Origin of the sequence: Leptospira interrogans (assembly GCF_900156205.1) — a bacterium.
GTDB classification, from domain to species: Bacteria; Spirochaetota; Leptospiria; order Leptospirales; family Leptospiraceae; genus Leptospira; species Leptospira interrogans.
In genome coordinates this window covers 15,781-31,479 of sequence record NZ_FTNA01000004.1, presented here as the reverse complement: position 1 = coordinate 31,479, position 15,699 = coordinate 15,781, and the positions used below count along the sequence as shown (strand labels likewise).

Below are 15,699 nucleotides of genomic sequence, written 5' to 3'. Positions count from 1 at the left end.
AAAGGCAGGAAAACAGAAATGAAAGCTAAGAACATTTTAGAAACGATCGGAAATACACCTCATGTAAAAATTAACCGTTTGTTTAATACGAAAAGCGAGGTTTATGCAAAATTAGAAAGATCCAATCCAGGCGGGTCCATTAAGGATCGCATTGCACTTTCCATGATCGAAGACGCGGAAAAAACAGGTAAACTTACTAAAGACAGCATCATTGTAGAACCTACTTCTGGAAATACTGGAATTGGTTTAGCACTCGTTGCAGCGGTTAAAGGTTATAAGTTACTTTTAGTTATGCCTGAATCTATGAGTATCGAGAGAAGAAGAATTATGGCGGCGTACGGAGCGGAGTTTGAACTGACTCCAAGAGAAAAAGGAATGCCGGGGGCGATCGAAAAGGCAAAACAAATTGTCGCAGAAAATCCAAAAGCGTGGATGCCTCAACAATTTGAAAACGAAGCAAATATTAAGATTCACGTAGAAACAACCGCTCAAGAGATTGCAAAAGATTTTCCAGATGGGCTGGACTACGTAATTACAGGTGTCGGCACTGGGGGACATATCACGGGTGTGGCGCAGGTCCTAAAACAAAAATTTCCTAAATTGAAAGTGTTTGCCGTGGAACCAGAAGCATCTCCAGTAATCTCCGGAGGAAAACCGGGACCACATCCGATTCAAGGAATTGGTGCGGGATTTATTCCTAAAAATTTACATACAAATCTTTTAGACGGAACTATACAAATTAGTAAAGACGAAGCGTTTGAGTATGCACAAAGAGCGGCAAAAGAAGAAGGACTTTTTATAGGAGTTTCATCCGGAGCGGCACTTGCAGCGGTTGCAAAAAAATTGCCTGAAATTCCGGAAGGTTCAAGAATATTAACTTTTTCTTATGACACTGGAGAAAGGTATCTTTCTATCGAAGGGCTTTTCCCTGTTCCATCTAACGCATAACAGATTTTTTAGATCTAAATTTTCTTTATTGGAAACCTCGGAGTATATAATTCCGGGGTTTCTTTTTTTCATTTGAATTTATAGATATAACTTAGTCTTTGTTTATTGTTTATAAAACTGTAAATTAGATTATTTACATATATAATTTATTCTACATGATTCATTTAAAAATTGATCTCGATTCTGATAACTATATAACAAAGTATTTAATTTTAAGCTCGAATAAAAACAAACTTTTGTAATAAAAATTTGCGATATTCTATTATATACATGGGTGATGTGCAAAAGCTCCTTTCATCTCTATAAATTGGGTATCTAAATATTGATCTAAACTGGCCCCGTTTTACGTAAGTTCGATAGAATCCAATGCGAAATAGATTGAAACGTAGAGGAGCTCAGCAAAGCGCTCTTTGAAATTCAGATCTCACCTCCTATGAAGCGTTCAACAGATCGCGTTTTATAATAAATTGAACGTAATACAAAATATCGTATAATGTTTATTTTATACAGTTTATTGACTGGAGCTAAAAATGTAGTCCGGCAAAATCGGATTTGTCTTTATTTTCTTTGTCGAATTCACAGGATCGATGTGTAAATTATTGATTGAGTGTTCTGTAACTTCTTAAGTGACTCTAAAGAAAAAACGCAAAAGTTCTTATAGCTTCTAGTTTTTGAGACGGATTTTTAATGGATCTTAAATAATCTATTCAATTTTTTTAAAATTCTTTATCATAGTTTAATTTGTTGATTGTATGTTTATATTTTGCTCGATTTGAAATAAAAAGTTTCTTTTTTATCATCTTTAAAAATACATTTTAAAATTTCATAAATTCAGTGATTTTTTAGTATAAGAACCTATTGTCATAAATTTGTTCAGATGTAAAATTCCCTCAAAAACAGTTATAAATCGGAAAGGAATTTGCGTAAAAATTCACCGCTGGTTTTCGGTGCGATTTTTATATATCTTTAAATACATGGGCTGTTCTTTAAAAAAAGTAAAACAATTTCTAAAAAATCCAAAAGTAGGTTTTCCAAAGTTTATTAGAGAAAACTGAAGTTAGGTGTTTTCAAAAAAAGATTTTACTCAGAACTATAAAATGATGTGAGTTCGGTGGCTGAAAAAATTTCTAAAAGTATGAGTTTCTCTAATTTTAGAATTTGTTCGTAAAATCGTGATTTGTAGTAGCTCCCACATCATTTTACAGACAAACCTAAGTTTTGTGAGAGTTCCCACAGATTAAGTCACATAATAAATTTTTAAACATTCATTTTTTATGGAAAAATCAGGTTTTTATAAAACATCCTTACGCCGAACTCACGTTAACCCAGATTGTTGGCTTTTTTGAAGTAGGTCCTACATTCTAAGTTTTTAAATAAGTTCAGAATAGTGTTATTTTTATGTGTCCATAATATTGCGAACTACTTCCAAAAGAAAAACCGTTTTAAAAACAATTTATTATTCGGTTCTAAAATCAAAAAACAGAATTTTAAAAAAAAGATATTTAGTTGAAAACCTGATAACAAACCAAAATTTAAGAATTCGGTGTCTTTACTTATCATTGTAGAATCCCCATCCAAGGCAAAAACTATTGCTGGGTATTTAGGGAAAGAATTTAGAATTTTAGCAACCTTAGGTCACGTAGCCGATCTACCTAAAACTACTCTTGGATTAGATTTAAAAAATCGTTTTGAACCGGAATACGTAATTCTTCCCGGAAAAAAAAAGATACTTTCTGAAATCATAAAAACGGCAAAACAATCTCAAAAAGTTTTTCTGGCAACGGACCCAGATCGGGAAGGGGAATTTATAAGCGCCTACATAAGAGATCGTTTACAAAAAAAATCAAACGTCTTTCGGATTCGTTTTACAGAGGTTACCAAACAAGCGATTCTAAATTCGTTACAAAATCCAGATACGATTAATGAATTTTTGGTAGATGCACAAAAAACTAGAAGAATCGGAGATAGATTGATCGGTTATTTTATCAGTCCAGTGCTTTGGAAACAGATCGGTCCTGGATTATCCGCCGGAAGGGTACAATCTGTCGCGTTAAAATGGATCTGTGAAAGAGAAGAAGAAATTAGAAATTTTAAAATAGAAATATATTATAATATACTATTGCATGGAACTGATCAAAAAGGAATAGTGGGAATTTTTAGTAGAACCGGCGATCGGATTTTTTCCAAAGAAAAAGCTGATCAAATCCTACAAAATGTTCAAAAAGAAAAGGAACTTCGTATCTCCGAAAAAAAAGAAACTCTAGGAAAACTTTTTCCTCCGCCTCCGTTTCAAACTGCTAGTTTACAACAAGAAGCTTTTAAGAAATTACGATTTTCTTCTAAAAAAACAATGAGCCTCTCTCAGAGGCTTTATGAAGGAATGGATATAGGAAATGGCCAAAGAAATGGATTGATCACTTATATGAGAACGGATTCAGTACGTTTAAGTTCTGAGTTTGTTGAACGTGCAAGGTCTTGGATTTTATCCGAATTGGGTGAAACTTTTGCCAGTCCACTTGAACGTAAAATTAGAAAATCAGCTAAAAAAATACAAGATGCTCATGAAGCAATTCGTGTTACGGATCCTTTTTTAACTCCAAAAGAAATAAAAAAGTTTTTAGGAAAAGAAGAGGCGGCTCTTTACGATTTGATTTGGAAACGAACTATTTCGTCCTTACTTCCTGCAGAAGAATTTATAAAAATAGAATATTCCATTTTTGCTGCCGGGGAATGTTTTCAATTAGAAACCAAAAAAACTATTTTTCCAGGTTACAAAATATTAAACGAAGCGGATGTAAAAACTAATCCGAGTTGGGAAAAGGGAGAATTATTTATCCTTCAGAAAGTGGAGTGTGAAAAAAAACAAACGGAACCGCCGTCTAGATATTCAGAAGGTACTTTAGTCGCAAAATTAGAAAAACAAGGAATTGGTCGACCTTCCACTTATGCTACGGTTTCAGAAACACTTTTGAAACGAAAATATGTTTATGAAGAAAAGAAATTTTTTTATCCCTTCTCATTGGGAGAGAAGGTCAATTTCTTTTTACAATCTAGTTTTGGAGAACTCTTTCGAGAAAAGTTTACCGCCGAATTAGAATCAGATTTGGATCGAATTGAAAAAAAAGAGATAGATTCTAATTCTATATTAAACCGACTTTGGTTGGACCTACAAACTCAAATTCAAAATAGTAAATTCATTTTGTTTCAAAAAGAATGGGCTACGGTTTTGCAAAAGAAAAAAGAGACTGGTTGGGGAATTTGTCCTGTTTGTAGAAATGGCATCCTTCAAAAGAAAAAAAGCTCTCGAAAGAAAGAATTTTATCAATGCAATCGTTTCCCAGACTGTGAATTTGTAAGTTACGAACTGCCTGAATCTTTGGAATAAAACCACTCATAGTTATATAATAAAGCACCCGGTATCTTGCGTTAAAACGGAACGGGAACGGGTTCTTACAATAAAAACTTATGCTATTTAATTTTGTAGGAATTAGTAATATGATTATGTGACTTTAATTTTAGTAAAAATCAACTTGGAATCTTAAAAAGAGTATTATCTTTATATTATATAAGTATTATATGGAGTTCTAAATTATGATAGTCAAAACTCTGTGTTAGGCAGCAGTTTCTTCTTTTAGATTTCGTTAAGAATAAATAATGAAAACTTGTTTTAGAATCTAGACGTAATTTACCTTGAAACTTTTAATAAAACGTGGATTTTATGTAAGAAAAACTAGGGAAAGTTTTTTAAAAAATAGGAGTTCCTACATTTATTTTTACGACCCAAGATTTTTCGTTCTAAGAATCTTGGGGTTTTTGTAACTTTTACTGTAAAATTTAAATTTGTGGTAGTTCCTACAAATTAAGTCTTTTGAACAGATTTTTAATCACTAAAATTTCTAGTGGTAGTTCCCACATTTTGTTTTTTATAGAAAAAATAAATTTTATAAAGTGAATCTTGGACATTAAACGTAAGATTTTTGCTCAAAAACTATAAAGGACATAAACAATAATTCTTTAGAAATTTCTAATAGAGAATTGGGTTCTCACAAATGCCGTCATATCTGGACGTTTGTAAACTTTTCAGTAGTTTATCCATCATTACTACTCGGACGCATGAAAATAGTACCAAGTTATTAACGGCCTAATTTACGAAAAACTAGTGATACTTAAAAAATACCGCAAATTCGGGATTTACGACATTTTAAAGCAAGACCAAAATATTCAAATTTTTGAAACAATCTAACACAAGTATTCTATTCATGCGTCCGAGTAGTAAATCTTAATCATCTTTAGATTTTGGAACAAGTTCTTATATTACTGATTTCTATAAAATTGAGTGCCATTAATTTTATCACAAAACGCTGGTTCCATGCAAAATATTAGATACTTTATTATATAGTTATGAATAATAAAATCAAATCACTTGTTTATGTATTTTGAATGTGATTTTTTTAGTATGATAGATTAATAGGTTCGTTTTTGTTTTGGGATCACTGACCAAGTGTTTTCGATTCTTTGAACTTGAAGTGGAATATCGTAAAGATCTTCTAGATTTTTCTCCGTGAAACATTCCTCAATCGGGCCGAAGTGGATTACTTTTCCTTCTTTTAGTAAAACCGCTTTGGAATAAAAATCCGGAATTTCTTCTGGCCTATGGGTGATATAAAGAGAGGTAAATTTTTTTTTAGAATGATATTCTTTTAAAAATCCTAAAAAGTCTTCTCTTGCGGTTAGATCCAAAGAAGAACAGGGCTCGTCCATGATGAGAAAGTCCGGTTCATTAACTATACTTCGTAAAAATAAAATTTTTTTCTTTTCACCTGAAGAAAGAGTATTGTATAACTGATCCTTCTTAGAAAGTAGATCCGAGTCTTTTAAGATTTGTAACGTTTTGGTTTCTTCTTCCGGAGACGGGTCTCTGTAATAACCAATTGTATGAAATAACCCGGTCAGTATTGTATCTTTTACAGTAAGTTTTCTTTGAATTGAATTTTCTTGTTGGGAAGAATCTAAAATACCGATTCTTTTTCTCAAATCTTGTATCGCTATTTCTCCATAGGTTTCTTGGAACAAACGGATTGTTCCGGAAGTCGCCCAGATCATACCGTAGATCAGATTTACGAGAGTACTTTTGCCAGCTCCGTTTCTTCCTAAAAGAACGCAGTGTTCGTTTGTTTTGATTTCAAAACTTACCGAATCTAAGATCGTTTTTCCAGTAGGTTTATAGCTGATTTTTTCTAGGGATAATAACGAATTGATTTTCAAACCGCCTTTCAATTCTCCATACGTGCGATTTCGTATAACTTTCTAAGTTTTTCACAGGTTTCTTCGAAGATTTTTTTATCTGCGAGATCGTATTTATGTAATATCGTTTCATCTATCGTAAAGAAAGAAGCTTTTTTATCGATACAATCCATCATCATATTGGCTAGATAGACCAATTCTACTAAATCATGATAAACGCCACCGACGTTCATAAAAGGTCTGTGATGAAATTCTATCATTTGAACTAAATCGGGAGGAAAATCCCATTTTTTGGCTAAAAGAGCACCTAACGTTGGATGAGAAATTCCGATGGAAATCTCTTCTAAGATTGTAGAACTTCCGAAGTCTCTGTCTTTTTGATAGTTTGTCAGCTTGATGAATAATTTTTGATTGAGAGAAAGTAAAATGAATTTTCCCAAATCATGTAAAAGTGCACCTGCTGCGGCAATATCTGCAACCCTAGTCATACCACCTCTACCTGCAATTTGTCTAATAAAGAAACTGCACATGTTGGAATGATTCCAAACTTCTTGTAATTTCGCATAACGTCCATCCATGATTTTCCTTACTCCAGAAACATAGAGAAGGTTTCTTACGTTCTTAAGACCTACTACTTTAACCGCTTGAACGATCGTATTTACTTTGTTTCTACTCGCAAATCCTGCCGAGTTGGAAAGTTTTAGCAAGTCTACACTGAGGGCCGGATTTTTTTCGATTTCACTCGCTATAATTCCTAAATCTGAATCTGGATTGTTACATAAAGAAATGATTCTAGTCAAAGTATTTGGAAGAGGTGGGAGTCCTTCAATTTCCATTAGAATTTTTTCTTTGAGTTTGGTAGTAATTTCTATGGGAACGATTTGTTGAGGTACAATCAAAGTCGCTCTAGTCAGTTTTCCATCTGTATCGATTTTAAATTTATCAGAGCCTATTCCGGAATTTTTCAAAAGGAGTTGAATTAAAACTAAACCAAGTCCGGCACTTTCTTGAGAATCGGAAATATCCATAAACGCATCGGAAAGGTCGTTGTATTTTTTAGCGGACTCGATTCTTTTTTTAATACGATCTAGTTCCTGAGGTAGAAGTGCGGAATCATTTTCCACTAAAATCGCCAAACTACTGTTAATCATTTTGGCTCGGAAATGAATTTTAAAACCGCTGTTTTGTAGAATTTCTTTTTGATCGTCCCAATGATGTGTAATTTCCTCTTGAAAGGTTCTCATTCCTTTCGAGTAGTGATCTGCGTTATGAATGTCTAAATTTTTTTTGAGAAAGAAAATTCTTTTCGCGTTCGCTTTGTTTGCGTTCATCAAGATTTCTTTTAGGACTGTGGAAATTACTTCCGTTAAAAAGAGTCTGTCTATTTTTCCTAAAATATTGAGTAATAAATTGTAGAGCTGTTGATGGTCTTCTTCGGAAACGAATTTGTATTCTACATCTATGTCTTTTCCGCTTAAAAGGGTCTCTGTGAGTTCCGGTATGTTTAACATGAGTTTTTCCGTTTCGGAACAATTTTTTTCAAGTTTCCTAAATAAATCCAGTCTTTCCGAAAATCTTTGTCCGGGGTATTTTGTATTCTTTTTCAAGTAATGTTGGAGGAATGTATGGTTTTAATAAAAGAAACGGAGAATGAAATAGATCGTCAAATTCGTTATTTTTTAGAGGAGAAATTAGAGGGAATACTGGAAGAGGCGCGTAAGGTGAAAAAAAGACGTCAAGAGGTGTTTCATGGTAAAAAAAACGAAAAAGAAAAAAAGAATTCCGAATTCGAAAATATACAAGAAGAAACGCAACTGACGCTTTGGGAAGAAGATCAATGTGAACATAATAAAAAGATGGACAGTCTTGGAACCGGTTCTTAGAATAGAACCAATGGACAATAGCTTCTTTTCAGAAAGCGAAAACATCCAGAGTTTTCCGGTAAAACGGGATATTCTAGATATTATGGATTCATATCGTTATATGAATTCCTCTTATTTTTTTGATTTTCTTTCCGATGGTCGTTGGGATCACGCGATTGGTTGGATCGAGAAGAATATGAACGAATCGGATTGGTCGATGCGTTATGTTCCTGAAAGTATCGATCGTTATCGGAAACCATTAAAGTAATCCTTTGAATAGTTACAGTAAGAGATTTATTGGATTTTTTTAGTTTTAAAAAAATCTGGTTATTTGCTGCGCTTTAGCTTTCGGTTTTTTTATTTCAAGAAGAATCAATCTTCGTATTTCTACATTTCACATAAAAGACCGTTTTGAAATTGGTTTTATAATTTAAAATGGGTTTAAGTGTTTTATAAAACTTTTTTCAGAATATATCTTTAAATCTGACATCAGATCTATCTACAATATTTACTCTTTGTTTAAGTTGAACTTACGTTGATTTTAAGATGAGTTCGATGTAAGAGAATTAGAAAAAATGTTAATTTTTATATTTATAATGAATTGTTAAAATTTGTAATGTCTAAGTTTTGCGGGATTATATACTTTTTATGAAAGTTTTGTTTTCTATACTGAACATGAGTTAGATGATTAAGAATAGTTTTAAGGGCGAAAAAATTTTTTCGCCCTATTAAAAATTCTTAATTGAGAAGTTTAATTCCGCCAATGTCTATAAATCTTCTATAAACCAATTTATTCTTCTCTTTGAGAGGATTGAAGATCAGAACGACTACCTTATTATAAGTTACATAACCAGGTCTATATTCTGTATAATGATGAGACATGAGAGTGGTTTTATATTTTGCGCTGTAGATCGTATAAGTATGTTTACTCAAGGATTCGTGAGCTTGTTTTTTTCTTTCTTCCTCGGTTTGATCTACAAAGTTACTGATGAGCACTTGATCTTTTTTAGGGCCTTGTTCTCCGAAAATCGTGAATTCAAGTGCGTTTTCAGAATGATTAGTGAGATAGGTTACAGTTTCTGTCAAAGAAGGATTTGACATTCTTACGATTTCACCTCGAGCGATACGATCATCATAATCCTTTTTGGCCTTGTTATATTTTTCTTCGCCCCAAACTGCTTTGGGTTCCAATTTCTGAGGCATTAGATTTTGAAAATTGATTACGAAAGTGTTGTTTTCTAAATCAAATCCTCTCCATTTTGGGAAAGGCACTAAATCTCTTTTTTCCGGATTGATCGAAGTAGTTTCGTTGATCGCTAAGATGTAAATGGAAAATTTTGCGGGATCAAAAGATCTATTTTCCATTTCCACCATTACATCCAGAAATTCCCCCTTACCGTTGTCGGAATGTCTACGAAAGAAAGAAATATTCTTAACGGAAAGACGTTCGTCATAGTAGGCAAGTGGGTAGTATTCTGTTCCTCCGTCCTTTTTGTTTGGATCGGTTTTTTCTGCGTTCTGGCCAAAGGTAGTATGACCTACGAAAAGAAGTAGCAGGCAAACAGAGATTCTTAAAAAAGATTTCATAGTTATTCTGGTCCGATGGAATTCTTACTAATTTATATCGGCCTTTGAAAGCCGGAACTTAGGTAGGGGAAGTTGTTTTTTGGTAAAAATTAACGTTTTCGATTTTTTTCGTCAACGTGAACTACTTTAGGAGTGTAGTCTGAAGCAAGTTCTTTTTCTTCTACTTGAGCATAAGTGATGATGATGATCTTATCACCCTTCATTCCTAGTCTTGCGGCTGCCCCATTCAAACAGATTTCTCCGGAACCTCTTTTTCCCTCTATGATATAGGTTTCAAAACGGGCTCCATTGTTTACATTCACTACGGAAACCTTCTCGTATACTCGCATTCCCGCAGCATCTACAAGATCCATATCCACGGTCAGACTTCCTTCATAGTTTAAATCCGCGTCTGTTACCGTGGCCCGGTGGATTTTACCTTTCATTACGGTTATCTGCATTTTAGGCCCCGCTATTCGCTAAATAGTACCTTAAAAATTTTACCAGAGATATTTAAAAGCGTTTTCCTCTTAAAAAAGTGAATTTTGGTATTCAAAGTATCCATACTGAACGGAATTTCTGCAAACAATGGCGAAATGATATAATTTTCGTATAAATTTGGATACACTCTATTTTCGTCATAGACCGCATTTTTAAAATTTTCCAATACCTTACGAATAATTCTTTTTTCTTGTCGGTTGAGATCTACTGCTTCTTCTCCCGGTTCTCCTGTCCATACGATTTGAAATCCGGAAATACCTTTTTCCGTCAATCTAGGGTGGATATCAATTAGACCATTTTTTCTCAAGTGAAGCAGTGCAGATTGTAAATCTAAGGCACAGGGAGAATCTTCTAAATGGATATAGGTTTGGTTTGTGATTAGTTTTGCGTTTTTTTGAAAATAAACTCCGTCCGAATAGTAAATCAGTTTAGAGAGTGATAAACGATCTCTTCCGTTCGGAGATTTTTGTAGGATAAAAGAGATGACTTCTAAGAGTTTTTCCATATAAAGAATCTTGTGAAAATAATTGAATTTCGAAAGAAAATTCCTTACCTCCGTTACTTGGAAATGCAGGAAAAACTGCGAAAGTTTCGGAAGGAATGTATTCTATTTTTGGAACACGCTCCTACAATCACCGGGGGAATCAATTATAATCCAGAGAATCTTTTAGTTAAGCCAGAATTTCTGGAATCGATGGGAATTCAAATCCATTGGACCCAAAGAGGGGGAGATTTTACCGCTCATGAGCCGGGACAACTCGTTTTGTATTCTCATGTGGATTTAAAAAAGAGAAATCTTTCTATTCGTTTTTATTTAGAAAATTTACTTCGGTCTGTTATCGATTCGGTCAGATCCACTTGGGATTTGCAGTTGATTTCCGATTCTGATTCTCCTGGTTTATATTTGGAATCTAATCCCTCTCAAAAGATCTGTTCGATCGGAGTGAATTTTAAATCCTTTTTTACCAGTCACGGAATTGCATTCAATTTAAGTAATGATTTGAAAACGTTTCGTTGTATCAATCCCTGCGGCCGAAATTGGACGAATATGACGAGTGTAAAAGATTTAGGTCTTGATTTTGGTCTTCATAAAAGAGACGAATTGATTTCTTGTTTGAAAAAGAATTTATGTTCTTTCTTAGAACCGATAAATGTGAGTTCGTCTTAAACTTTGAAACTTGTGGGAACTCTTACAAATTGGGATTTTGCGGATAAACTTTGAAACTTGTGGGAACTCTTACAAATTGGGATTTTGCGGATAAACTTTGAAACTTGTGGGAACTCTTACAAATTGAGATTTTGCGGATAAACTTTGAAACTTGTGGGAACTCTTACAAATTGGGATTTTGCGGATAAACTTTGAAACTTGTGGGAACTCTTACAAATTGAGATTTTACGGATAAACTTTGAAACTGTGGGAACTCTTACAAATTGAGATTTTACGGATAAACTTTGAAACTTGTGGGAACTCTTACAAATTGAGATTTTACGGATAAACTTTGAAACTGTGGGAACTCTTACAAATTGAGATTTTACGGATAAACTTTGAAACTGTGGGAACTCTTACAAATTGAGATTTTACGGATAAACTTTGAAACTGTGGGAACTCTTACAAAATCATTCGTTTTCTATGAAAAGTGATTGAGAATTCTTTTTTATTCTCAAGAGAAAGCCTATTTCCTTCCGATTGGATGGATAGTGAAGATTTTCAAAAGTATATTCTATTTTCTTTTGCTATTGATCGTCTGCGAATCGATTGCTCTTGGAATTGTCGCTTGGTCTTTTTTAGAATCTTCTTTGGCCTCATTTGAACTTTTGAAAATTGGCTCGGACAATCGAGCTAGAGACACATTGAGTGCTCTTACTAAGGCCGCAGAAAATTCTGGAGTAAATGGTTCTTATGAAGATATGAATTTCGTTTTTTCTAGATTCGTCAAGGTTTCTGAAAAAGACGCAGACGGTTATACGATCAAGGAAATCTTTTTGACCAATGAGGAAGGTATCGTTTTAGCCCATTCCAATCCGGAATATCTTGTAGAAAACTTAAAAAAAAGAAAACCAATTTCTTTATATCAGGATTCACTTTACACCAGGGCTTTTCATCTTCGCAAATGGCAGATCAGTATTCCGGTTCTTTTAAATCAAAAGAAAGATTTTCTTTCTAAAAGTTTTTTCTTTTCTAAATTTGAAAAATTTTTTCCTGAAATTAATGAACCAGAAATTCTTCTTTCAGCGGCAGTTTATCATCCAGTAAAATTAGAAAGAGTTGCCGCGATTCATATGATCTATGACAGGGGAAATTTTCGTAAGTTTGTTTTTCAGCAAACAGAACTTTTAGAATGGCTTCTTAGAAACGATTCTTTGATTGCTTTAGGTGCGGCTTTGTTTTTAGAATTTGTATATTTACTCCTCACTTTAGTAAGTTCTAAAAACGATCGTTCTAAACCTTTTGTAGAAAGAATTTCTCATTCACAAGAAGTTCATGTTCCGGTTCTTGCAAAACATTCTAGTCCTTTAAGTTCGGTTATTTTTCCTGGAAGTTTGGGAAATGCCGAGCAGAATCAATCGATACAAACGGAACCGGTTTTATCTTCGTCTGATTCTCAAGTTGATTTGCAAACCGAGTCACAAACTCAACCTTCCGAACCAACTCCAGTTGCAATTGAAGCAGTTCAGAAAACGGAGACGACAGAGAGCAAAACAGAAACGAATCTTTCTCAGATCACAATAAAAACTGAACCAGTCGTTTCTCAAATCGATCTTACTTCCAAAGAAGAAGTTTTAGACGCGATTTATTTAGGATAAACGAAAGTGGAAATCAGATCCAGACTTTCCGAAAATATTTTGAAACTTAAACTGAGAGGACGTTTAGACTCTGCAAGTGCTGAGGATTTTTATTCGTATCTGAAATCGAAATGGGAAGAGGGAATCCGTAAATTTTTATTTTCCTGCGAAGAATTGGAATATATTGAATCCGAAGGAATTGAGGTTCTCGCTAGGTTCGAGAATTTTTTGAAAAACAGAGGGGCTTCTTCCGCCTATTGCGCGTTTAACGAAGAATGTAAAACTCTTTTGAGCTTTTTAGGTTTTGGAAGGTCAATTTCTTTTTTTGACGATTCTAATCGCGCCGAAGAATTTCTTGCTTCGATCAAAATTCTAGACCAAAGAAGTTCTGTTTCTTCTACTTCTAAGATCCAAAGAAATTCTCCAGTTCAATTTTATTCTTCCAGTTCTTCTCGTAAGAGTGAAACTTCACGTGGTATTTTTATTCCTGAAATTAAAACCGTTCCCGAAGCTGGAAACGAATCTTTGAAATCAGAGTCTATAGGTTCTTTTGGACTTGCTAGTCAATCTCAGAGATTACAGGCTTTTTTAAACGAAGAAGAAACTTCACAAAAAGAACTCTATAAAATAGATACTTCTTCTTTGAAATCATCTTCTAAAACAGAGACGGAAACTTCCTCTTCAAGCTCGGAATCTTCTACTCAGTTAGAGGAATCATCGGACATAAAAATTAATCCTATCTCAAACCCGACTTCTCCAGAGTATTCTGCAAAGTCGGTTTTAGAAAAAGCAATTCAGACGGAAAAAAGTTTTCCAAAAAAAATCATCTATTGTGGAGCCTGTTCTTCTAGAATCAGAGTTTCTAAACCGGGAAGATACCAGTGTCCCGCTTGTCAGATTCAGTTTGACCTAAATAGCATGGACGGAGTTCGATACCTAGAAAAACTTCTAGGAACCTAATCCTTGTCCAACGCAGCCTCACGTAGTATAGCACTTTCTTTTTATACATTTTTATCTAGAATTTTAGGTCTTCTTCGAGATCATTTTATGGCCGTTTCCTTTGGAACCGGTATGGTGGCCTCTGCATTTTCGGTGGCTTATCGTCTTCCCAATATGTTTCGCAATCTTCTGGCGGAAGGTACACTTTCTCAGTCCTTTCTTCCTCTTTACGCAGAGTCCGGTAAAATAAGCGAAGAAGAAGCTAAAATAATGAGCGGAGCGGTTTTGTCTTTTTTGTTTTTTATTTTATCTATTTTAGTGGGTATCGTATTTCTTTTTTCTCCTTTTTTTCTTCCTATTCTTGTAGGAGGAACAAAAGAATATTCTAATTTAGTAATAGAACTAACTTATATTCTGTTTTTCTTAATTGTCACTGCTAGTCTTTCTGCTATTTTTATGGCGATTTCTAATTCTAAAAATCGTTTTTTTGTTCCTTCTCTTTCTCCGATCATTTTAAATTTATGTTATCTATTTGTTTTTATCTGTTTGTTTCCGTTTGTGGACGACTTACACGATAGAGTGATTGTACTTTGTTTTGCGATTATTACCGGAGGTTTTTTACAACTAGCGGTTCAGATTTGGTATGTTTGGAAAAATAAAGACATGCCTAAAATCAATTGGAACTGGAAACATCCGTCCATTCGAAAAATTTTTAAACTGATGCTTCCAGCAGCGTTAGGCGGAGGTTTTTATCAGTTGAGTTTACTCGTAGATATTTTTTTAGCTAACTGGGTGCAAAATCAAAATCCAGGACTTGGTGCAGTTGTAAGTTTAGATTATTCTCAAAGATTGGTTCAATTGCCCACAGGGATCATCGGAGTTGCACTTGCTACCACCATTTTACCGGCTCTTTTGCAATCTCTTAAAAAGGAAGAATGGTCTTCTATACATCAGGAACTTGCAGGTGCGCTTGAGTTCGCATTATTTTTGACCGTGCCGGCCGCGCTGGGAATGGCGTTTCTTGCGGGTCCGATTTTAGATTCTATTTATTTCGGAGGAAAATGGGATCACATTGCTACTCACACTGCGACTCAACCTTTGGTTTTTTATTCAATTGCGATTCCTTTTTTTAGTATCAATAAAATATTAATTTCTTCTTATTATGCATTTCAAGATACGAAAACTCCTCTTCGAATTCAGTCAATATCGTTTACGATCAACATAATTTTGAATTTATCTTTGATTTGGTTTTTAAAACATTCTGCGATCGCCTTATCTTCTGCGATTTCTGCTATATTCACTTTTTTACTTTTAGGAATTTTTTTGAAAAAACACAAGATAGGATTTCCTTGGATCGAACTCTTTAAAAAAATTTCTAAAATGTCAATTCCATTTTTGTTATTGGGAAGTTATCTTTTCTTTCATCAATTTTTTTTATATTCCACAATTCTAAATTATTTGGGATCGATTGGGGTCAATTACGTACAATCTTCTAGAATTCATTTAAGTTTAGTGATCTTTCCGGCAGTTCTAATTTTTTTTGCTTCCAGTCTCATTTTTAAAGTGGATGGGATATATCTATTGATCCGAAAGTTTCGTCGAAAACAAGAAATAGTCTAAAATGCTGCAAGGATGAAATTTACGGTTTACGTAAAGCCGAACTCTAAAAAGGTTTTTTTTCGAAAAGAAGAAGACGGGGTTCTAACGATTGCGGTTCGAGAACCGGCTTTAGAAGGAAAAGCGAACGAGGCCGTGATCGAATCTATCTCTAAAGAAATGAAAGTTCCAAAAAGTAAGATTCGAATTTTATCTGGCCAAAAAAACAAAAAGAAAATAATCGAAATCGATCTTTAAA

The 15,699-nt window shown here is 34.0% G+C and carries 14 protein-coding genes; 9 read left to right on the top strand and 5 right to left on the bottom strand.

Annotation, left to right across the window (positions count from 1 at the left end):
* The first annotated feature begins 18 nt into the window (after window positions 1-18).
* Together cysK and topA are read left to right on the top strand one after the other, a co-directional pair.
* Window positions 19-948, top strand: coding sequence for a cysteine synthase A (cysK, locus tag BW942_RS04470; protein ID WP_000644947.1), 930 nt, complete (start codon window positions 19-21; stop codon window positions 946-948).
* A 1,543-nt stretch (window positions 949-2,491) separates the two neighbouring features.
* Window positions 2,492-4,333 (top strand): type I DNA topoisomerase, encoded by a 1,842-nt coding sequence (topA, locus tag BW942_RS04460; RefSeq protein ID WP_000054706.1) that lies wholly within the window; start codon window positions 2,492-2,494, stop codon window positions 4,331-4,333.
* 1,079 nt (window positions 4,334-5,412) lie between these two features.
* On the opposite strand, the gene BW942_RS04450 is transcribed toward topA, so the two are convergent.
* Window positions 5,413-6,225, bottom strand: a complete 813-nt coding sequence (locus BW942_RS04450; RefSeq protein WP_000675807.1) for an ABC transporter ATP-binding protein — start codon at window positions 6,223-6,225, stop codon at window positions 5,413-5,415.
* Window positions 6,222-7,799 carry an HDOD domain-containing protein gene (locus BW942_RS04445; RefSeq protein WP_000742439.1) on the bottom strand — a complete coding sequence of 526 codons (1,578 nt, stop codon included), beginning with the start codon at window positions 7,797-7,799 and terminating at the stop codon, window positions 6,222-6,224. The genes BW942_RS04450 and BW942_RS04445 overlap by 4 nt, the downstream gene beginning before the upstream one ends.
* 18 nt (window positions 7,800-7,817) lie before the next feature.
* Between BW942_RS04445 and BW942_RS04440 the strand changes: the two genes are divergently transcribed.
* Window positions 7,818-8,075, top strand: coding sequence for an LIC12077 family protein (locus BW942_RS04440; RefSeq protein ID WP_000242966.1), 258 nt, complete (start codon window positions 7,818-7,820; stop codon window positions 8,073-8,075).
* Window positions 8,059-8,322: an acyl-CoA thioesterase family protein gene (locus BW942_RS04435; protein ID WP_000433884.1), complete on the top strand. Its 264-nt coding sequence runs from the start codon at window positions 8,059-8,061 to the stop codon at window positions 8,320-8,322. The genes BW942_RS04440 and BW942_RS04435 overlap by 17 nt, the downstream gene beginning before the upstream one ends.
* A gap of 470 nt (window positions 8,323-8,792) precedes the next feature.
* Here BW942_RS04435 and BW942_RS04430 read toward each other — a convergent pair whose 3' ends face one another.
* From BW942_RS04430 to BW942_RS04420, 3 genes are all read right to left on the bottom strand, one after another.
* Complete coding sequence (locus BW942_RS04430) at window positions 8,793-9,641, bottom strand: hypothetical protein (RefSeq protein WP_000834696.1); 849 nt, start codon at window positions 9,639-9,641, stop codon at window positions 8,793-8,795.
* Between the two features lie 89 nt (window positions 9,642-9,730).
* On the bottom strand, window positions 9,731-10,066 hold the full coding sequence (gene panD / locus BW942_RS04425; protein WP_000676612.1) for an aspartate 1-decarboxylase: 336 nt from the start codon (window positions 10,064-10,066) through the stop codon (window positions 9,731-9,733).
* Between the two features lie 26 nt (window positions 10,067-10,092).
* Window positions 10,093-10,626 (bottom strand): type II toxin-antitoxin system antitoxin SocA domain-containing protein, encoded by a 534-nt coding sequence (locus BW942_RS04420; RefSeq protein ID WP_000413244.1) that lies wholly within the window; start codon window positions 10,624-10,626, stop codon window positions 10,093-10,095.
* A gap of 63 nt (window positions 10,627-10,689) precedes the next feature.
* Between BW942_RS04420 and lipB the strand changes: the two genes are divergently transcribed.
* From lipB to BW942_RS04390, 5 genes are all read left to right on the top strand, one after another.
* Window positions 10,690-11,289 (top strand): lipoyl(octanoyl) transferase LipB, encoded by a 600-nt coding sequence (gene lipB / locus BW942_RS04415; RefSeq protein ID WP_001982476.1) that lies wholly within the window; start codon window positions 10,690-10,692, stop codon window positions 11,287-11,289.
* A 473-nt stretch (window positions 11,290-11,762) separates the two neighbouring features.
* Window positions 11,763-12,926: an LIC_12071 family protein gene (locus tag BW942_RS04405; protein WP_001221130.1), complete on the top strand. Its 1,164-nt coding sequence runs from the start codon at window positions 11,763-11,765 to the stop codon at window positions 12,924-12,926.
* 6 nt (window positions 12,927-12,932) lie between these two features.
* Window positions 12,933-13,865, top strand: a complete 933-nt coding sequence (locus BW942_RS04400; RefSeq protein ID WP_000405946.1) for an STAS domain-containing protein — start codon at window positions 12,933-12,935, stop codon at window positions 13,863-13,865.
* A gap of 3 nt (window positions 13,866-13,868) precedes the next feature.
* Window positions 13,869-15,464 (top strand): murein biosynthesis integral membrane protein MurJ, encoded by a 1,596-nt coding sequence (gene murJ, locus BW942_RS04395; RefSeq protein WP_000063338.1) that lies wholly within the window; start codon window positions 13,869-13,871, stop codon window positions 15,462-15,464.
* 12 nt (window positions 15,465-15,476) lie between these two features.
* Window positions 15,477-15,698, top strand: a complete 222-nt coding sequence (locus BW942_RS04390; RefSeq protein ID WP_000673486.1) for a DUF167 domain-containing protein — start codon at window positions 15,477-15,479, stop codon at window positions 15,696-15,698.
* Window position 15,699: the final 1 nt, after the last annotated feature.